The following is a 20,196-nucleotide window of genomic DNA, read 5'->3' on the forward strand; positions in this document are numbered from 1 at the left end:
GCTTCGATCACTATATCGCTGCAACGCAGCATGGGAAGCCCGCGTTCCGTCAAAGGCGCAATGCAAAAGGCACGGCACCGATCCCCGGCGCCGCGCTCTGGCCTTCCTTGTTTTTCAAATACCCATGCAGACAGACGCCACATGCGGCGCGCGATCAGTCCTCGGCCTGCGCCTCGGCCCGCGACTTGCCCGCGACATCCATGGCCAGCGTCGCGGCCATGAAAGCGTCCAGATCGCCGTCCAGCACGCCCTGCGTGTCCGATGTCTCATGCGAAGTGCGCAGATCCTTCACCATCTGATAGGGATGCAGCACATAAGACCGGATCTGGTTGCCCCAGCCAGCATCGCCCTTGGCCTCGTGCTGGGCGTTGATCGCGGCATTGCGGCGGTCCAGTTCCTGTTGATACAGCCGCGCCTTCAGCGCCGCCATGGCATTGGCGCGGTTCTGGTGCTGCGACTTTTCCGAACTGGTCACGACGATCCCGGTCGGCAGGTGGGTGATGCGCACGGCGGAATCGGTGGTGTTGACGTGCTGGCCGCCCGCGCCGGACGACCGATAGGTGTCGATGCGGATATCCTTGTCGGGAATGTCGATATCGATATTGTCATCCACCACCGGATAGACCCAGACCGACGAAAACGAGGTATGCCGCCGCGCCGCCGAGTCATAGGGCGAGATGCGCACCAGCCGATGCACGCCCGATTCCGATTTCAGCCAGCCATAGGCGTTATGCCCGGACACCTTATAGGCGGCAGAGCGGATGCCCGCCTCCTCGCCCGGCGTTTCCGACAGCAGTTCGACGTTATAGCCCTGCTTCTCCGCCCAGCGGACATACATCCGCGCCAGCATTGACGCCCAGTCGGCGCTTTCCGTGCCGCCCGCGCCCGCATTGATCTCAAGGAAGGTGTCATTGCCATCGGCCTCGCCGTTCAGCAGCGCCTCAAGCTCTTTTTGCGCCGAAAGCTCGGCCAGCGCCTTCAGCGAGGCTTCGGCATCGGCCACGATCTCTGTATCGCCCTCGGCCTCGCCCAGTTCGATCAATTCGGCATTGTCGGAAAGCCCCGTTTCGATGCGGCGATAGGTTTCGACCGCGTCGATCAGGCTTTGGCGCTCGCGCATCATCTTCTGGGCGCGCTCGGGTTCCGACCAGATATCGCCCGCCTCGATCATGGCGTTCATTTCTTCAAGCCGGTGCGGCGCGGTTTCCCAATCCATGCGCTGACCGATCAGTTTCAGCGATTTGCGGATCGCTTCGATTGTGGCTTGGGTCTCGGCGCGCATGGGCTTTTACTCTCGGGGCTTTCGGAACGGATCAAGGCACGACTGATAACGCGGGTGGGCGCGGCTCGCAAGCCACGCCGCCCGCGCTCAGTACAGACCGCCCGATGACAGCGTGCCGAAATCGGCCTTCTTCGGAATGACGCGCTTGCGCCCGGTCGAGGTCGTCACCGCCTGCCCCTGATCCGATGTCCCCGAGGTGAACATCGGCAGTGTCGCCGGATCGATCCGGGCAAAGCCGCCATCGACCACCGCCGACAGCCCGCTGGGCGACTGGCCGTCGCGGAAATATTCGGCGATCACATTGTCGCCCTTGGCATCCGGTCCCAGCACCGCACCGGTAAAGCGGTCGATGTTGACGAAATGCCCGCCGGGCGGCACGGCGAAATCGGTGCCGCCATATTCCTTGATGACTTCCTTCATGAACTCATTGAACACCGGGACGCACAGCGTGCCGCCAAAGGCATCCTCGCCCATGGGGCGGGGCGTGTCATAGCCCAGATAGCAGCCCGCCACGATATTCGAGGTAAAGCCGATGAACCACACGTCCTTGGCGTCGTTCGTCGTGCCGGTCTTGCCCGCGACCGGCACCGACAATTGCACCCCGCGACCCGAGCCGCGCTTGACCACGCCCTCCATCATCGAGGTCAGCTGATAGGCGGTGATCGCGTCCATCACCCGTTCGCGGTTGGTCACGATCGAGGGCGCGGAACCAGCGGGCAGCGTCGGCTGGTTGCAGTTCACGCAACTGCGGTTGTCATGGCGATAGATGGTGCGGCCCATGCGGTCCTGCACCCGGTCGACCAGCGTGGGCTCCACCCGCTCGCCGCCATTGGCGAACATGGCATAGGCGGCGACCATCTTGAACAGCGTGGTTTCCTGTGCGCCCAGACTGTTGGCCAGAAACGGCGACAACTGGTCATAGACCCCGAAACGCTCGGCATATTTCGCCACCGTGTCCATGCCGATATCCTGCGCGATACGAATGGTCATCAGGTTGCGCGACTGTTCGATCCCGGTGCGCATCGGCGTCGGGCCATAGAACTTGCCGCTGGAGTTCTTGGGCGTCCACAGTCCTTGCGGCGTGTTCACGGTGATCGGCTCATCGGCGACGATGGTGGCGGGGTTGAAGCCCGAATCCAGCGCCGCCGCATAGACGAAGGGCTTGAAGCTGGAGCCCGGCTGGCGCTGTGCCTGCGTTGCCCGGTTGAAGACCGAGCTTTGATAGGAAAACCCGCCCTGCATCGCCATGACGCGGCCGTTGTTCACGTCCATCGCCATGAAGCCACCCTCGATCTCGGGGACCTGCCGCAGCGTCCAGCGGACGAAGCTGCCGTCGTCATCGCTGGTCATCTGCCGCACCAGCACCACATCGCCGACCGCAAGCAGATCCGAGGCCACGCGCGCTTTCGGGCCCAGACGGCCGTTCTCCAGCCGTTTGCGCGCCCATTGCACATCCTTGGCGGGCAGCTCTGCGGTGCCCTCCTCGCCCTCGATGCCCAGCACGGCGTCATTGGCGCCCAGCGACAGCACGACGGCGGGATACCAGCCCACGATGTCACGCGGCACCTGCGCCGAAGCCAGCGCGGCGCGCCATTTCTCTTCGCTGTCCAGCTGATCGGCGGCGATGGTCTGGCCGGTCCCGCGCCAGACGCCCCGGCCGCGGTCATAGCGTTCCAGCGCGCGCTGCAAGGCGCGGGCGGCCAGGGCTTGCAGGTCCGGCTCGACCGTGGCGCGGATGGCCAGACCGCCGCTGAAAAACTCCTCGGATCCGAATTCGCGCGACAATTGGCGGCGGATCTCGTCGGTGAAATAATCGCGGGGCGGCAATTGCTGCTGGAAGGCCGGGAAATCACCATTCTGGACCGAGCGCAGCGGCAAGGCGGCTTCGGATTTATACGCGGCTTCGGTGATATAGCCGTTCTGCCACATCTCATGCAGGACATAGTTGCGCCGCTCGGTCACGCGTTCCTTGGCGCGGACCGGGTGATAGCGGCCCGGCGCCTGCGGCATCGCCGCCAGCATCGCGGCCTCATGCGGGGCCAGATCGGACAGCGGCTTGTTGAAATAGGTCTGCGCCGCCGCGGCCACGCCAAAGCTGTTCTGGCCCAGAAAAATCTCGTTCAGATACAGTTCAAGGATCTGGTCCTTGGACAGCGACTGTTCCAGCCGGTTGGCAAGGATCAGTTCCTTGACCTTGCGTTCGACACTGCGATCCGAGGACAGCAGGAAGTTCTTCATCACCTGCTGCGTGATGGTCGAGGCGCCGCGCACGCTTTCGCCCCGCGACTTCACCGCCTGCACCAAGGCTCCGGCCATGCCGCGCGGGTCAAAGCCGTGGTGATGATAGAAGTTCTTGTCCTCGGCGCTGATGAAGGCCTGTTTCACCAGATCGGGGATCTCGTCGATGGGCACGAAGATCCGGCGTTCCTCGGCGAATTCGTCGATCAGGCGGCCTTCGTTGGAATAGATGCGGCTGATGGTCTTGGGCGCGTATTGGGCAAGCTGTTCATGGCTGGGCAGGTCGCGCGAATACATGAAGAAGATCGCGCCAACGACCAGCGCGATGAAAAACGACGCGGTGACGATCCATGAAAAGATCGCACCGAAAAACGACAAAACCACGCGCAGCAACGAACCAGCCTCAGGATTGATCTCGCGTCTCTATAGTTTGCCCCCGCCGCTGCGTCAAAGCAACATAAGGTCAGCGGCGCGAAAGTCCTGCGCGGATCGCATCGTCCTGCGCCCATGCGGCGATGCCGCGCACGATGGCCTGCGCGGTCTGCGCGCGCCATGCCGGATCGAACAGGTTCGCCCGGTCGCCCGGATCGGTCAGAAAGCCCAGTTCGATCAGCACCGAGGGGATGTCGGGCGATTTCAGCACCGAAAACGCCGCACCCCGGATCGGACGGCGATGCATGGCGATGCCCGCCCGGTTCAGTTCCGACACGGTGAACTTCGCAAAAGCCTCGGCGCGGGGATGGGTGTCCATGCGGGCAAGGTCCATCAGCACATCGGCGATCTGGTCATCGGTGCCTTGCAGATCGACCCCCGACAACAGATCATCCCGGTCATGCCGCATCGCCAGTTCGCGCGACGCACGGTCATCGGCCTGCGGGTTCCAAGTGTAAAGCGACAGGCCCGCCGCCTCGCCCGCCGGCAGCGCATCTGCATGGAGCGAGATGAACAGATCCGCCTTGCCCGCCCGCGCGATGGTCATGCGCCGTTCCAGCGGCACGAAGCTGTCATCGGTGCGCGTCGGGATTACCTCGAAGCCCGCGCGGTGCAGGATCTCGGTCAGTTCGCGCGCAAAGCTCAGCATCAGCGCGGCTTCATGGATCGCGCCGACCTGCGCGCCCGGATCGTGGCCGCCATGGCCGGGGTCGATGGCAATGCGCAGACGCCGCCCGGTATGGCGGTGCGGATCGCCCGGCGCGATGACCGAGGGCGTCGGCAGATCCCACAGCGCCGACAGGGCATTGCCGCGCGTGACGAAGTTTTCCGCATCGACGGGTTCGATATGCAGCCGCACCTCGGCCCCGCCAGCACCCGCCTGCGCGGGCTTTTGCTGGGCCATGCGCAGCGCGTAGGGGCCGGGCAGTTCCATGACCAGACGCGACCAGCCTTGCCGGAACCGGCCCCAGCGCAGCGCCGGGACCAGATCGCGCCCCGGCAATGCCTCGGCCGAACTGCCGGAAAAGTCGATCTCGCGGAAATCGACCACCAGACGGGGCGGGCCATCAAGGAAATAGACGCGATAGGGCACGGGCTGGCTGATGGTCAGCCGCAGATCCAGCGGGCGTGGCTTGCCCCGGTCCCGCCCCTCGGCGGTCAGGGATGAGGCCGACATGTCCACCCGCGCCAGGGCCGAACGCTCGGCCTGCGCCCAGGCGGGCACGGCCAGCAGCACCAGCAAAAGGGCGAAAAGCCATCTCATCGCACGGCCATGAAGGCAGCCAGACGATCCAGACCCTCGGCAATGTCAGCCGTCGATCCGGCATAGCTGAAGCGCAGCGTCCCTGCCCCGCGATGCGGGTCGAAATCCAGCCCCGGCGTGACGGCGACGCCCGCGCCCTCAAGGATTTCAGCCGCGAAAGCCAGACTGTCGCCGGTCAGGTCCGACACATCGGCATAGATGTAGAACGCCCCTTCGGGCGGCGCAATGCGGGTAAACCCCATCTGCGGCAGACGCTCCAGCATCAGGCGGCGGTTTTCGGCATAGACCGTCAGGTTCGCCTCGGCTTCGGGGATGCAGTCCAGCGCGGCCAGCGCCGCGACCTGACTGGCATGGGGCGGGCAGATGAACATGTTCTGGGCCAGCCGCTCCACCGTGCGGATCATGTCGGGCGGCACCACCATCCAGCCCACGCGCCAGCCCGTCATGCTGAAATATTTTGAGAAGCTGTTGATGACAAAGACATCATCCGTGACCTCCAGCGCGGTGTGAAACCCCGCGCCATAGTCCAGCCCGTGATAGATCTCGTCCGAGATGACGCTCATGCCCAGTTCCGCCGCGCGCGCGGTCAGCGCCGCCAGCTCATCCCGGCGCAGCACGGTCCCCGAGGGATTGCCGGGCGAGGCAAGGATCAGCCCCTGCGCCTGCGGCAGATCCTGCGGGCGCGGCTGATAGCGGTCCTCGGCGCGGGTGGGAATGCCCACCGGCTGGATCGACATGGCGCGCAGGATCTGGCGATAGCTGGGATAGCCCGGCTCTCCCAAAGCCACGCGGTCGCCGGCATCGAACAGCGCCGAAAACGCCAGAATGAACGCGCCGCTGCTGCCCGAGGTGACGATGACCCGCGCGGGGTCCAGATCCAGCCCGTACCAGCGCCGGTAAAGCGCCGCGATCCCCTGACGCAGCGCCGGAAGTCCCAGCGCCACGGTATAGCCCAGCGGATGATCCAGCCCCGCCGCCAGCGCCTGACGCGCCGCCAGCGGTGCCGGGGTCGAAGGCTGGCCCACCTCCATATGGATGACGCGGCGCCCGGCCGCCTCAGCCTTGCGGGCGGCTTCCATCACATCCATGACGATGAAGGGATCGACCTGCCCCCGGCGCGACTGTTTCATCTGACCCTCGGTATATCCGGCTTTTCTGGCGGTATCACAACTTGCGCGGGTCGGGTCAAGCGCCGCGGTCAAGCCCGCGTGAGGCAGGCCATGCGCCGTCATCGCAGCTTGCAACCGCATTCCTGCCGGGCGAAACTTCGCGCGACCATGAAAGGACCGACCATGAAAGCCATTCTGACCGCTGCGGCGCTTCTGACGACCACCCTGCCCGCGATGGCCTTCGACCCGGCCAGCATGTCCGACGCCGAAAAGGCCGCCTTCGGCTCGGCCGTGCGCGACTATCTGATGGAAAACCCCGAAGTGCTGGTCGAGGCGATCAACGGCATGGAGGCCCGCCGCATGGCCGATGAGGCCAAGAACGACAAGCTGCTGGTCGAACAGAACAAGGACGCCATCTTCAACGACGGCAAAAGCTGGGTTGGCGGCAATCCCGATGGCGACATCACGCTGGTCGAATTCGTCGATTACCGCTGCGGCTATTGCAAGCGCGTCAACCCCGAGCTGGAGGAGCTGATCCAGTCCGACGGCAATATCCGCTTCATCATCAAGGAATTCCCGATCCTGACCGCCGAAAGCGAAATGGCCGCGCGCTTTGCCGTGGCCGTGCAGCAGGTCTCGGGGCCCGAGGCTTACAAGAAGGTGCATGACGCGCTGATGTCGCTGAACGGTCCGGTGAACCTGCAAAGCCTGACGACGATCGCCGAGGCAGCCGGTGCCGACGCCAAGGCCGCCATCGACCAGATGAACGGCGAAGAGGTGCAAGAGGTGCTGCGCGCCAACAAGCAACTGGCGCAGGGCATGAACATTCAGGGCACGCCCACCTTCATCATCAACGGCGAGATGCTGCGCGGCATCCCTCAGGTCGGCATGAAAGCGGCGGTCGAACAGATCCGCGAGCAGGAAAGCTGATCGACGCGCCTTTTCAGTTGGCTGAGCAAGGCGGTCTGACATGGCAAAGTCCCGCAACCCGGGCGGGGCTTTCGATCAGATGACAGCGCGCGGCAGGGTTTACTCAGCCGCCTGCGCCGCTGCCTCGTCCAGTTCGGCGGCGCGCTTTTCCACCAGTTCGACGATGTGATCGACCATCTGCTCGTTCGTCATCTTGTGGTTCTGCTTGCCCGCCAGATAGACCATGCCCGCGCCCGCGCCGCCGCCGGTGAAGCCGATATCGGTCATCAGCGCCTCGCCGGGGCCGTTCACCACGCAGCCGATGATCGACAGGCTCATCGGTTGCTTGATGTGTTCCAGCCGCTTTTCCAGCGTCTCGACGGTCTTGATCACGTCAAAGCCCTGACGGGCGCAGCTGGGGCAGGAGATGATCTGGACGCCGCGCGTGCGCAGGCCCAGCGATTTCAGGATCTCGAAGCCGACCTTGACCTCTTCGACCGGATCGGCGGACAGGCTGACGCGGATCGTGTCGCCGATACCCATCCACAAGAGGTTGCCAAGGCCGATGGCCGATTTCACCGTGCCGCCGACAAAGCCGCCCGCCTCGGTGATGCCCAGATGGATCGGCGCGTCGGTGGCATCCGCCAGCTGCTGATAGGCGGCGGCGGCAAGGAACACGTCCGAGGCTTTCACGCTGATCTTGAATTCGTGGAAATCGTTGTCCTGCAGGATCTTGATGTGATCCAGACCGGATTCCACCATCGCATCCGGACAGGGCTCGCCGTATTTCTCCAGCAGGTGCTTTTCCAGACTGCCCGCATTGACGCCGATGCGGATCGAACAGCCGTGATCGCGCGCGGCCTTGATGACTTCGCGCACGCGGGTCGCATCGCCGATATTGCCGGGATTGATGCGCAGGCAGGCGGCGCCGGCCTCGGCGGCCTCGATGGCGCGTTTATAGTGGAAATGGATGTCGGCCACGATCGGCACCGGGCTTTCGCGGCAGATCTCGCGCAGGGCCTGCGTCGCCGCAACATCGGGGGTGGAAACGCGGACGATATCGGCCCCGGCATCCGCCGCGCGGATGATCTGGTCCAGCGTTGCGCGCACATCGCTGCTGTCGGTATTCGTCATGGTCTGCACGCTGATCGGGGCATCGCCGCCGACCGGCACGCGGCCCACCATGATCTGACGCGATTTGCGCCGGTCGATGTTGCGCCAGGGGCGGATGGGATTATGCGACATGGCGGAGGGCCTTTTAAGCGCGGGAAAGCTTTGCCACACAGATAGGCCGATGTGCGGCGGCGGGCAACCCGTCCGCCGCAAAACCGCCCGCGAATGCCGCAGGCGTGAGCCTATTCCTGAATGTTTTGCGGTTTGGGCTGTTCAGCCGAAGCCAGCGCGATCATCTGCGCCAGTTCCGGATCCTTCTTCGGATCGGCAAAGGCGAATTTCGAGGTCAGGGCTTCCGGCGACAGTTCGACATTCTTGACCACATTCGCCCCCGGCGCGGCAGGCCCGTAGGTCTGGCCGTTCACCGCGAAATAGACCGCGCCGGAATTGCCGGTGCGCAGGATCGGCGGCGATTCCAGCTTGGGCAGGCTGAAGCGTTCGCCCGCATCCATGGTCTTTTCCAGAAGAATCGTGCCATCGGCCGAGGTTACGCGGACCCATGCCGGACGGGCCGACAGGATCTCGACCGCGGGCGCATCGGGCGCGATCGTGCGCACGGCTGCGACATCCAAGGGCATGTCGGGGCCGAAGCGTTCGCCCATGTCGACCTTGCCCATCGCCACGGCGGGCGAGACGGCGGTGGCGGCGGTATCCGCCTGCGTCACGACGGTTTCGGGCTGCATCGCCGGCGCGTTCAGCCCCGGGTCAATGGCCGAGATCGGCCCGTCGCGCGCGATCAGCACCGGCACCTCTAGCGCCTGCGGACGATAGGCGCGGTCGATGCCTTCGGGACGCGGCAGGTTGACCTGCGCCGTCTCGATCGCTTCGGGCTCGGCAGCCTCTTGCACCGGATCCAGCGTGGCGATCACGCCCGGTGACTGTTCGCCCGGCGTCAGGTTTACCTTCTGCACCTCTTGCAGGACGGACCAGCCGCCATAGCCAAGCCCACAGGCCAGCAGCGCCATGACCAGAACCGAACCGATGGCGCGCGGCTCGATCGAGGACCACATGCTTTCGGGCTTGGGCAGAAAGATCGGATGCGGATTGGCCAGCGCCTCGGCAGGGTCGGACGGACGGCGCTGCGGCTTCGGACCGGCGGCCTGCGTCGACATGCCATGCGAGGGCTGAAAGCCCGATTCCTGACAGAAGCGGCGGAAGGTCCAGTCGCTGTCCATCCCCAGATAGCGCGCATAAGACCGCACATATCCCGCAACGAAGCTGGGCGCGTCGAAGGCCGAGATATCGCAATTCTCGATGGCGGCCACATATGAGGCGCGGATGCGTAATTCGCGCTGCACATCCAGCAGCGACTTGCCCAGCGTGGCACGTTCGCCCCGCATCAGGTCGCCCAGCCGAATATCCGGATCGTCAAAGCCCGGCGGAAGCCCCGCCTGCTCGTCATGATGCATTGGGGAACTCCCCCTCAGCCCGATCATCGCCGCCTTGCCCCATTTCTTGCCGCAACTTTCCGAATCAGAAAGGTGTCAGAACTTTATTAAGGCAAGGTTATCACGGCTGCGAGAGCATATCACCCCTCATCCGTCAGGCGACGTTCGCCGAACGGTTGAGCTTGCACATTGACCACAGGGCATCCATCGCCTTGACCAGCGCATCGATTTCCTTGGGCGAATGCACGGGCGATGGCGTGAAGCGCAGGCGTTCCGTGCCGCGCGGCACGGTCGGAAAGTTGATCGGCTGCACATAGATGCCGAAATCGGCCAGCAGCATGTCCGACAAAGCCTTGCAATGCACAGGATGGCCGACATGCACGGGCACGATATGGCTGCCGTGATCCATGATCGGCATGCCCAGACCGCGCAGGCGCATCTTCAGGATGCGGGCATTCATCTGCTGCTGATCGCGCAGCAACTGCCCCTCGGCGGTTTTCAGAAAGGCGATCGAGGCCGCAGCCCCCGCCACAACCGCAGGGGGCAGCGATGTGGTGAAGATGAAGCCCGGCGCATAGGACCGGATGGCGTCGCACATCTTGGCCGAGGCCGCGATATAGCCGCCGAACACCCCGAAGGCCTTGCCCAGCGTGCCGTTGAAAATGTCGATGCGGTCCTGCAGGCCGTCGCGTTCGGCCACGCCGCCGCCGCGCGGACCATACATGCCGACAGCATGCACCTCGTCCAGATAGGTCAGCGCGTTGAATTCATCGGCCAGATCGCAGATCGCGGCGATGGGACCGAAATCGCCATCCATCGAATAGATCGATTCAAAGGCGATCAGCTTCGGCGCGCTGGGATCGTCGGCCTGCAACAGTTCGCGCAGATGCGCCACGTCATTGTGGCGGAAGATGCGCTTGGCGCCGTCGAAACGCTTGATCCCCTCGATCATCGAGGCGTGGTTCAGCGTGTCGGAATAGATGATCAGGCCGGGAAACAGCTTGCGCAGCGTCGAAAGCGTCGCGTCATTGGCGATATAGGCGCTGGAAAACACCAGCGCGGCTTCCTTGCCGTGCAGATCGGCCAGCTCACCTTCCAGCCGCTTGTGATAGACCGTGGTCCCCGAGATATTGCGCGTGCCGCCCGACCCTGCGCCGGTGGCGTCCAGCGCCTCGTGCATGGCGGCCAGAACCACCGGATGCTGGCCCATGCCCAGATAGTCATTGCCGCACCAGACGGTGATCTGGCTTTCCGAGCCGTCGGGCCGCGTCCATGTCGCATGGGGATAGGCCCCCTTGCGGCGTTCGATGTCGATGAACGTGCGATAGCGACCTTCTTCATGCAACTTGCCGATGGCCTGGTCGAGGGCGGCATTATAATCCATCTGGCTCCCTTGCCTTGCTTGAACTTGGTCGCTTGGGGGATCATGGTCCCACGGGTCATGCTTAGATACGCGGCAGGGCAGGAAAAAAACAGGGTCAAAATGTCGCAATACGACCATGGGAGCATGGTATTAGCCCGACCCAAACGCTCAGGAAAGTTGGAAAATGCAGGATAATTCCCGGATCGACGAAGTTCTTTCAACGCTGGACAAGGAATTGCCGCAGGCCTTGGAGCGTCTGATGGACTTCCTGCGCATCCCGTCGATTTCGACCGATCCGGCGCATAAGGGCGATGTGCGCGCGGCGGCGGACTGGCTGTGCGCCGAGCTTTCGGGGCTGGGATTTCAGGCCTCGGTCCGCGACACGCCCGGTCATCCGATGGTCGTCGCGCATTCGCCCAAGGGCCAGCGCCGCAGCCTGCTGTTTTACGGCCATTACGATGTGCAGCCGGTCGATCCGCTGAACCTGTGGGACCGCCCGCCCTTCCAGCCCGAACTGCAGGACACGCCCGCGGGCCGCGTCATCCGTGCGCGCGGCGCGGCCGATGACAAGGGCCAGTTGATGACCTTCGTCGAGGCGTTCCGGGCGTGGAAGACCGTGCATGGCAGCCTGCCCACCGATCTGGTGCTGCTGTTCGAGGGCGAGGAGGAATCGGGTTCGCCCAGCCTGCAACCCTTCCTGCGCGACAACGCGGATGAGCTGCGCGCCGGGCTGGCGATGATCTGCGACACCAGCATGTATTCCGACGGCCGCCCCGCCATCACCACGCAGTTGCGCGGATTGTATGGCGAGGAAATCACCATCCACGCCGCCGATCGCGACCTGCATTCGGGCAGTTTCGGCGGGCTGGCGGCGAACCCGATCCAGATCCTTGTGAATGCGCTGTCGACGGTGAAGGACGACACCGGGCGCATCACCCTGCCCGGCTTTTATGATGGCGTCCCCGAGCTTTCCAACGAGTTGCGCGCCGATTGGGAGGATCTGGGCTTCGATGCGGGCGATTTCCTGTCGCGTGTCGGGCTGAAACATCCCATCGGCGAACGGGGCCGCACCGGGCTGGAGATGGTCTGGAACCAGCCGACCTTCGAAATCAACGGCATCACCGGCGGCTATACCGGCGAAGGCTTCAAGACCGTGCTGCCCGCCGAGGCCCGCGCCAAGGTCAGCTTTCGCCTGACCGGCACGCAGGATCCCGATGCGATCCGGGCAGCGTTTCAGGCCCATATCCGCGCGGCCCTGCCCGCAGATTGCCGCGTCGAATTCCACGGCCACGGCGCCAGCCCCGCCAGCCGCATGGACATCACCGATCCGGCCTTTGCCGCAGCCAAGGCCGCGCTGTCTCAGGAGTGGGGGCGCGAGGCGGCCTATATCGGCGCGGGCGGCTCGATCCCGATTGCGGGGGATTTCAAGCAGATCCTTGGCATGGATTCGATGCTGATCGGCTTTGGCCGCGACGATGACCGCATCCATTCGCCGAATGAGAAATACGATCTGGAAAGCTTCGCCAAGGGCGCGCGCAGCTGGGCGCGGATTCTGGCGGCGCTGGCCTGACAACCATTGCCCCGGCCACCGAGGGTTCGGCGGCCGGGGCCATGACGCCCGCGCTTACTGCACGACGCTGGCGCGGTCCACGTCGATATCGACCGGACGGCTTCTGTGCACGTCAACCTCGCCCTGAAGACGAATGGTGGTGTTTTCGTTCACATCGCCCATCGGGAAATCATCGTCGTCGATCTCGACCTGAATTTCGCCGGTGCCATCGCTGAACATATAGGTCTCGTTCTTCAGCTTGCGGATCAGGCGGCCTTCCAGCTGCACATCCGTGTCGTCCTTGGGCTCGGCCAGGATCTGCTGCACGGTCATGGTGGTGTATTTGCCGTTCTCGGGCGTGGCCACATCGGACGGCCCGCTGTATTGCGCCTGCGCCATGGTGGCAAAGCCTGCAACAAGCGCGGCGGTCAGAACGGTGGTTTTCATCGCGGTCTCCTGTTTTTTGTCACGAGGGGCGCGCTGAAATGGCGCGCTTCGGGTGACATGATTATCAGACCCAACCTGACAACCCGCTGGCAGGATCCGTCAGATTGCGGACAACCGGGGATTTTTGGCAAAGAACGCAGTTGTCGCTGACCCGCCCGCCGTCAGTGCTGCGCTCCGTAAGCCGGACGCAAACGGCTGATGTCGAAGACCTTGGGGTCGACGCGGGTCGGATCGCCGGTGATCAGGTCGGCCATCAACTGCCCCGCGCCCGGACCGATGCCGAAGCCGTGACCCGAAAAACCCGAGGCGACATGCAGCCCCGGCACCGTATGCACCGGGCTGATGACCGGGATCGCATCGGGCGTGGCATCCATGACGCCCGCCCATTCCCGCCTGAGTTTTGCCTTGGCAAAGCCCGGAAAGGCGCGGGTCAGGTTGCGCAGCGCTTGCCGGGCAAAGCCGGGATAGGGCGCGGGATCCATCACCCGGACCGCCTCGAACGGGGTCGTCTGATCGGGCTGCCAGGACCGGCGGCGCAGCAGATCCTGAACGAAGCTGCCATTCACCCGCAGGCTGAGTTCGCGCCACGAGGTCAGGAAGGTCGGCAGGAATTCGGTCAACAGGCGGAAATGATCCGGCGTCAGCGGCGCAAGGTTCTTGTTGCGCACCGCCACGGTAAAGCCCCCGTCCAGACGCTTGCGATAGGCGAAATCGCCCGCGCCGACCGGCATGTCGGTCAGGCCCTCGACGCCATCGACACAGGCTACCGGACCGATCAGCTTCAACTGCGGAAAATCCAGCCCCATATTGCACAGAAACAGCCGCGACCAGATACCGCCCGCCACCACCACCGTCTGACAGCGGACCGCGCCACGTTCGGTCACCACGCCGCTGATGCGCCCGGCCGAGGTCTCGACCGCGCGCACCGCACAGCCTGTCACGATGGCCGCGCCCTTGTCGCGCGCCGCCTCGGCCATGGCGGGAACGGCGATCCATGGCTCGGCCCGCCCGTCCGAGGCCGTGTGCAGCACCCCCAGCATGCCGCCATTCTGGCCGGGCAGCTTGTCGGCGATTTCGGCAGCGGACAGCATCCGCGCATCCAGACCGTGACGGCGGCCGATCTGTTCCCATGCCTGCCAGCCCCGCAGATCGCGCTGATTATAGGACAGATAGCAGATGCCCGTGCGCCGCCAGCCGGTCTCGCGGCCGATGCGGGCATTCATCTGCGACCACATCTCGACCGAGTGCATGCACAGCGGCAATTCCCGTTCGTCGCGGCCCATCTGCCGCGTCCAGCCCCAGTTGCGGCTGGACTGTTCGCCCGCGATCACGCCCTTTTCGCACAGCACGACCGAGATGCCACGCTCGGCCAGTTCCAGCGCCGTGGTGACGCCGACGATGCCGCCGCCGATGACCACGACATCGGCCTGCGCGGGCAGATCGGCATCGCCGCGGAATGGCGTGACGGGAATGGAAAGCGTGGTCATGGCTGGCTGCTGGGCCTATCGAAGGGGGCGGGGATCATTGCCAGTCCGCGCCGGTTTCAAGAACGAAATGGTCGTCAGAGATCTGCGTATATTGCCGGACCGGATGGCGGTAATCGGGCGCGCGCACCGGGCTGCGCAGCTCGGACGCGGCAATGGCCGCGCGCTGGTGACGCCGGGCCGGATCGGGGACCGGAACCGCAGACAGCAAGCGCCGGGTATAGGGATGGCGCGGGTCTTCAAAAATCGCGGCGCGGGGGCCGATCTCGACGATCTCGCCCAGATACATCACCGCGATCCGGTGGCTGATGCGTTCCACCACGGCCATGTCATGACTGATGAACACGAAGCCCAGACCCATTTCCTGCTGCAGGTCCATCATCAGATTGACGACCTGCGTCTTCATCGTCACGTCAAGCGCCGAGACCGCCTCATCGGCGACGATGACCTTGGGCTTCATGACAAGGGCGCGGGCCACGCAGATCCGCTGGCGCTGCCCGCCCGAGAATTCATGCGGATAGCGCGATGCCATTTCGGGTTTCAGACCGACGCGCAGCAGAAGCTGGGCCGCGATCTCGCGCTGCTGGGCCGCCGTGGCGCTGCCATGGATGCGCAGGGGTTCGGTGATGGCATCCCCCACGCGCAGGCGCGGGTTCAGGCTGGCATAGGGATCCTGAAAGATCATCTGGATGTCATGCGCCCGCTGGGCCACCGGGATCGTCGACAGCTCGCGCCCGTCCAGCATCACCCGCCCGCTGTCGCGCGGGTGCAGCCCGGTCACCAGCTTGCCGGTCGTTGATTTACCGCAGCCCGATTCCCCGACGATGGACAGGGTTTCGCCGCGCCGCAGGGTGAAGCTGACGCCCTCGACCGCGTGGACACGCGCGACCGTGCGTTTCAGAAGCTTGCTTTCCACGACGAAACGCTTGGACAGATCGCTGACCTCCAGCAGGCTGGGGGCATCGGCGCGCAGCGTGTCGGGCCGGGCCTCGGGCACACCAAGCTGGCCGCTGGCCATGTCAAAGACCGGATAGGGCACCGGCCCCGCCTGCCCCGCCATCGACCCCAGACGCGGCACCGCCGACAGCAGCGCGCGGGTATAGGTCTGCGCGGGATGGTCAAAGATCTGCGGCGTGGTCCCGGTTTCGACCGCATCGCCGTGATACATCACCAGCGTCCGGTCCGAGACCTCGGCCACCACGCCCATGTCATGGGTGATGAAGATCACGCCCATGCCGCTTTCGGCCTGCAATTCCTTGATCAGGTCCAGCACCTGCGCCTGAATGGTCACGTCCAGCGCCGTCGTCGGCTCATCGGCGATCAGCAGCTCGGGCTGGCAGGCCAGCGCCGCCGCGATCATCACGCGCTGGCGCATGCCGCCGGAAAACTGGTGCGGGAAATCGTCATAGCGGCTTTTGGCGGACGGGATGCGCACCCGGTCCATCATCGCCAACGCCTCGGCCCGGGCCTGCGCAGGGCTGACGCGGCGATGCATCAGGATGGATTCCGCGATCTGCGCGCCAATGGTCATGACCGGGTTCAGCGAGGTCATCGGCTCTTGAAAGATCATCGAGATGCGGTTGCCGCGGATCCGCTGCATCTGCCGTTCGTCCAGCGTCAGAAGGTCGGTGCCGCGAAACAGCACCTGCCCGGACACCCGCGTGCCGTCGCGCGGCAGCAATTGCATCAGCGCCATCGAGGTCACGCTTTTGCCCGAACCGGATTCGCCAACCACGGCCAGCGTCTCGCCCGGATCGACGCCAAAGCCGACCTTGCGGACGACATCGCCCCATTGCCCGTCGCGGCGAAAGCCCACGGTCAGATCCCTGACCCGCAACAGCGGTTGCCGGGCGGTCGTATGGTCCTGCGTCACGGTCATGCGCCCGCCCCCCGTCTTGGATCGAATAGCTGCCGCAGATGGTCGCAAAACGCGTTCAGCACCAGCACCAGCAGGATCAGCGTCAGGCAGGGCGCCAGCAGCAACCACGGCTCTTGCGCAAAGGTCGACCGCGCGCTGCCGATCATCGTGCCCAGCGAGGGCTGCGGCGGCAGCACGCCCAGCCCCAGAAACGACAGGCCCGATTCCAGAATGACCGACATCACCACCACGAAACTGAACTGCACGAACAGCGGACCGGCGATGTTTGGCAGGATGGTGCGAAAGATGATGCGATGCGCCGGTGCGCCCATCAGTTTCGTCGCATTGACGTAATCCTGCCCCCGCACCGTCATCACGCTGGCATGGGCCACGCGGGTGAAGCTGGGCACAAAGACCAGCGCCAGAACCGGCACCAGCGTCGTGGGCCCTGCGCCGTAAAGCGTCGCGGCCAGCATCGCCAGCAGCAGCGGCGGAAAGCACAGGATCACATCCATGATGCGCATGGCCATGGTCTCGGACAGGCCGCGCACATAGCCCGCGACGACGCCGATGGACACGCCGATGGCCGCCGCGATCAGCGCCGCCCCGCAGGAAATCAGGATGGCCGAGCGCAGCGCATGGATCAGCCGCGCCAGCAGATCGCGGCCATATTCGTCCTGCCCCAGCAGATGCGCGGATGACGGCGGCGCAAAGCGCGCGGCCACATCCATCGCCAGCGGATCGGCCAAGGGCAGCAATGGGCCCAGAAACGACACCAGCAGGATCGCCAGCAGCAGCACGCCCGAGGGGCTGGAAAACGCCTGTTTCATTTGCGCACCCTTGGGTCGGTGATGCCATAGATGATGTCGACCAGCAGGTTCAGCCCGATATAGAAGGCCGACACCACCACGATCACGCCGGTCACCACCGGGTAATCGCGCGCGTTCACCCCGGCGACCAGCATGGCCGACAGGCCGGGCCAGTTAAAGACGGTCTCGACCAGCACGGTCCCGGCCAGCAAACCGCCCAGTTGCAGCGCAAAGACGGTGATGACCGGCATCAGCGCATTGCGCAGGGCATGGCGTATGACGACGCGGCGATGCGGCACGCCCTTGGCCCGCGCGGTGCGGATGAAGTCCAACGGCAGCACATCCATCATCGAAGCGCGGGTGATGCGAAAGACAATGGCCGAAAGCCCGATGGCAATGGTCGCGGCAGGCAGGATCAGCAGCGTCAGATGCCGGCCCGGATCGCGCGAAAAGGGCGCGAAGCCGCCCGCGGGCAGCCAGCCCAGCACCTGCGCAAACAGGATCACCAGCAATGTGCCCAACACAAAGACCGGCACCGATTGCGCGGTCCCCGCAACCAGCGCCGCGCCGCGCGAAAAGCGCCCCTTGGGCCGCAGCGCCGACAGGACGCCCGCCGGAATGCCGATCAGCAGGCTCAGCAGACCCGCCGCCGCGATCAGTTCCAGCGTGCGCGGCAGGCGGCGCATCACCTCGGCGCTGACCGAACTGCCATCGACCATCGAACTGCCCAGATCGCCGTTCAGGATGCCTTTCAGGTTCAGGACATATTGTTCAGCCAGCGGGCGGTTCAGGCCAAGCTGCTCGCGAAGCATGTTGACCATCAGCGGATCGGGCGAGCCGCCATCCTGCGACAACAGCAGCTCGGCCGGATCGCCGGGCACAAGGTGAATCGACAGAAACACAAGCGAGACCACGACCCAAAGCATGATCAAGCTTTGCGCCACGCGTCGGACAAACCATCCCATCATGCCGCCTTTCGTGTTGTGGCTTGGCAGAGCGCCCGCCCCGGCAGGTTCGTCACGCCAGTTTCAGCTGATCGAACAGCACCGAGGAGAAGGGCGACACCTGATTGGGCAGCATCTTCAGATCCTGCACCTTGGCATTCGTCGCAAATCCGGTCGCACGGTAGCAGATGCCGCAGAAGCTGGTGGCCTCCAGCACCGTCTGATCGACCTGCCGATAGGTTTCGACCCGCTGGGCCTGATCCATCTCGGCCCGGCCCTTGGCCAGCAGATCGCTGAGGCCCTCGACCTTAAAATTGCGGCTGCGCAGATAGGTGGGCGCCTGCGATGGATCGACCAGCGTGGCCACCGCATCCGGATCCAGATTGTCCAGCCCGATGCCCTGCACCGCGAAATCGCCCGCGCCCTGATTGCCCAGATTAACCCGCGTGGCCCAGTCGGGCATGGTCAGGTTCACCGTGATGCCGATCTCGGCCAGCTGCGCCTGCACCAGAACGGCGGTGTCGCGATGCATCGTATATTGCGAGGTCGACAGCAGATTGACCTGCAACCCGCCTTCATGCCCCGCCTCTTTCAGAAGCGCCTTGGCGCGTTCCGGGTCATAGCCCCAGAAATTCGCCTGATCGTCATGGTGATAGGGTGTCCCGGACACGCGCGGCAGGCCCTTCATCTCGGCGCCGAAGCCGAAAAAGATCGACTGCACGAATTCATCGCGCCGCAGGCCGAAGGCCACCGCCTGCCGGACACGGGGATCGGCAAAGACGCCGGTGCCGTTGAAGCTGAGATACATGAACGCCCCGGCATCGACCTTGTGCAGCGCCAGCGCGCTGTCGCCGTCGATGGCCTGCATGGCCGACCACGGCACGTAGTCGATCAGATCGACATCGCCCGCCGTCAGGGCCGCGACCCGCGCGCTTTCATCGACATAGGGGGTGACGGTCACGCCCGACAGCGCAGGCAGGCCGGGCTTGAAATAGTGTTCATTCGGCTCAAGCTCGATCGCCACGCCCTTTTCGGCATAGGCGATGCGATAGGGACCGGCGCCGATGCCCTGATCCTCGGCATCGGTCGACCCGGCCTTCAGGATCGACAGGAACGGATAGGTCATCAGCGCGGGCACGGTCGCCAGCGGGCCATCGGTCGTCAGGCGGAAGCTGCGGTCGTCGATGATCTCGACGCCGGTGATCGGGCGCAGCGCGTCATACATATAGGTGCCCGAGCCATCCGCCTGGATCTGCTGCAAGGTCCACTCCACATCCTGCGCCGTGACCGGGCTGCCATCGTGAAACGAGGCCGCGCGCAGCGTAAAGCGCCATGTCGTGGGCGTATCGTTTTCCCAGCTTTCGGCCAGTTCGCCGACAAGCTGGCCGTTTTCGTCGCAATTGATCAGGTTGCGGTTGATCAGCGAACTGACCAGATGCCCGGAATAGCCGACATTGACCCAAGGCCGCAGATGCGCGGGATAGGTCGAAAGCCCGATGCGCAGCGCCTGCGCCTCTTGCGCCTGCGCAAACCTGCCACCCAAGGCCATGACGGCGCCCGATACCGTGGCGATCTTCAACAAGTTCCGTCTGTTCAGTTGCATGACGTGCTTTCCCTGCTGTCGCCCGCGCGCTGCAGGGCGTTTTGTGAAGCCTTTGGCCTGCTGGCGGTTCTTTGCGACCGCTGTCTGCATTGACTGAAAGTTAGCGAGTCAGTTTTTCGCAGGTCAAGACTATTCCATTTATTAGATGTGCATTTATTTTATATTCCACATTAAGGAATAAAATCGGCAGATTTGCCCAACGTCTATGCATGCCGCTGCCTTCGTGGCATAATTAATTCCGTTTATAGGAATTTATATAATAATTTATCCCGAATGTAAGAATATGATTGACGGATGAACCATGTCTCGCCCGTTATGAACGCAGGTTCAACAGGGTCCGCCGG

Annotated in this window: 15 protein-coding genes; 2 read left to right on the top strand and 13 right to left on the bottom strand. The window is 64.4% G+C overall.

All coding sequences use genetic code 11. The annotated features are described in order from the left end of the window. Positions 1-154: 154 nt before the first annotated feature. From prfB to GL284_RS05290, 4 genes are all read right to left on the bottom strand, one after another. Positions 155-1,282 (bottom strand): peptide chain release factor 2, encoded by a 1,128-nt coding sequence (gene prfB / locus GL284_RS05275; RefSeq protein WP_155043612.1) that lies wholly within the window; start codon positions 1,280-1,282, stop codon positions 155-157. An 87-nt stretch (positions 1,283-1,369) separates the two neighbouring features. Next, positions 1,370-3,913 (bottom strand): penicillin-binding protein 1A, encoded by a 2,544-nt coding sequence (locus tag GL284_RS05280; RefSeq protein WP_155043613.1) that lies wholly within the window; start codon positions 3,911-3,913, stop codon positions 1,370-1,372. A gap of 70 nt (positions 3,914-3,983) precedes the next feature. Next, positions 3,984-5,216 carry an N-acetylmuramoyl-L-alanine amidase gene (locus GL284_RS05285; RefSeq protein ID WP_155043614.1) on the bottom strand — a complete coding sequence of 411 codons (1,233 nt, stop codon included), beginning with the start codon at positions 5,214-5,216 and terminating at the stop codon, positions 3,984-3,986. Then, positions 5,213-6,346 (bottom strand): pyridoxal phosphate-dependent aminotransferase, encoded by a 1,134-nt coding sequence (locus GL284_RS05290; RefSeq protein ID WP_155043615.1) that lies wholly within the window; start codon positions 6,344-6,346, stop codon positions 5,213-5,215. Before GL284_RS05290 ends, GL284_RS05285 begins: the two co-directional genes overlap by 4 nt. Positions 6,347-6,508: 162 nt before the next feature. On the opposite strand from GL284_RS05290, the gene GL284_RS05295 reads away from it, so the two are divergent. Next, positions 6,509-7,255, top strand: coding sequence for a DsbA family protein (locus tag GL284_RS05295; RefSeq protein ID WP_155043616.1), 747 nt, complete (start codon positions 6,509-6,511; stop codon positions 7,253-7,255). A gap of 99 nt (positions 7,256-7,354) precedes the next feature. Here the strand turns inward: GL284_RS05295 and ispG are convergent, their stop codons facing one another. The 3 genes from ispG to hemA all read right to left on the bottom strand — a co-directional run bounded on the left by ispG (position 7,355) and on the right by hemA (position 11,179). Further along, complete coding sequence (gene ispG, locus GL284_RS05300) at positions 7,355-8,479, bottom strand: flavodoxin-dependent (E)-4-hydroxy-3-methylbut-2-enyl-diphosphate synthase (protein WP_155043617.1); 1,125 nt, start codon at positions 8,477-8,479, stop codon at positions 7,355-7,357. A gap of 110 nt (positions 8,480-8,589) precedes the next feature. Beyond that, positions 8,590-9,843, bottom strand: coding sequence for a helix-turn-helix domain-containing protein (locus tag GL284_RS05305; protein ID WP_155043618.1), 1,254 nt, complete (start codon positions 9,841-9,843; stop codon positions 8,590-8,592). A gap of 106 nt (positions 9,844-9,949) precedes the next feature. Then, positions 9,950-11,179 carry a 5-aminolevulinate synthase gene (gene hemA, locus GL284_RS05310; protein WP_155043619.1) on the bottom strand — a complete coding sequence of 410 codons (1,230 nt, stop codon included), beginning with the start codon at positions 11,177-11,179 and terminating at the stop codon, positions 9,950-9,952. Positions 11,180-11,342: 163 nt separating this feature from the next. On the opposite strand from hemA, the gene GL284_RS05315 reads away from it, so the two are divergent. Continuing rightward, positions 11,343-12,728 (top strand): dipeptidase, encoded by a 1,386-nt coding sequence (locus GL284_RS05315; RefSeq protein ID WP_155043620.1) that lies wholly within the window; start codon positions 11,343-11,345, stop codon positions 12,726-12,728. Positions 12,729-12,782: 54 nt separating this feature from the next. Here the strand turns inward: GL284_RS05315 and GL284_RS05320 are convergent, their stop codons facing one another. The 6 genes from GL284_RS05320 to GL284_RS05345 all read right to left on the bottom strand — a co-directional run bounded on the left by GL284_RS05320 (position 12,783) and on the right by GL284_RS05345 (position 19,852). Then, positions 12,783-13,154: a YgiW/YdeI family stress tolerance OB fold protein gene (locus GL284_RS05320; RefSeq protein ID WP_155043621.1), complete on the bottom strand. Its 372-nt coding sequence runs from the start codon at positions 13,152-13,154 to the stop codon at positions 12,783-12,785. 161 nt (positions 13,155-13,315) lie between these two features. Further along, positions 13,316-14,641: an NAD(P)/FAD-dependent oxidoreductase gene (locus tag GL284_RS05325; protein ID WP_155043622.1), complete on the bottom strand. Its 1,326-nt coding sequence runs from the start codon at positions 14,639-14,641 to the stop codon at positions 13,316-13,318. Positions 14,642-14,675: 34 nt separating this feature from the next. Beyond that, positions 14,676-16,517, bottom strand: a complete 1,842-nt coding sequence (locus GL284_RS05330; RefSeq protein ID WP_155043623.1) for an ABC transporter ATP-binding protein — start codon at positions 16,515-16,517, stop codon at positions 14,676-14,678. Beyond that, positions 16,514-17,326 carry an ABC transporter permease gene (locus tag GL284_RS05335; RefSeq protein WP_155043624.1) on the bottom strand — a complete coding sequence of 271 codons (813 nt, stop codon included), beginning with the start codon at positions 17,324-17,326 and terminating at the stop codon, positions 16,514-16,516. The genes GL284_RS05330 and GL284_RS05335 overlap by 4 nt, the downstream gene beginning before the upstream one ends. Further along, on the bottom strand, positions 17,323-18,270 hold the full coding sequence (locus GL284_RS05340; protein WP_155043625.1) for an ABC transporter permease: 948 nt from the start codon (positions 18,268-18,270) through the stop codon (positions 17,323-17,325). The genes GL284_RS05335 and GL284_RS05340 overlap by 4 nt, the downstream gene beginning before the upstream one ends. 52 nt (positions 18,271-18,322) lie before the next feature. Beyond that, positions 18,323-19,852 (bottom strand): ABC transporter substrate-binding protein, encoded by a 1,530-nt coding sequence (locus GL284_RS05345; RefSeq protein ID WP_155043626.1) that lies wholly within the window; start codon positions 19,850-19,852, stop codon positions 18,323-18,325. Between the last annotated feature and the right edge of the window lie 344 nt (positions 19,853-20,196).

Origin of the sequence: Paracoccus shanxieyensis (assembly GCF_009711265.1) — a bacterium.
GTDB lineage: Bacteria > Pseudomonadota > Alphaproteobacteria > Rhodobacterales > Rhodobacteraceae > Paracoccus > Paracoccus shanxieyensis.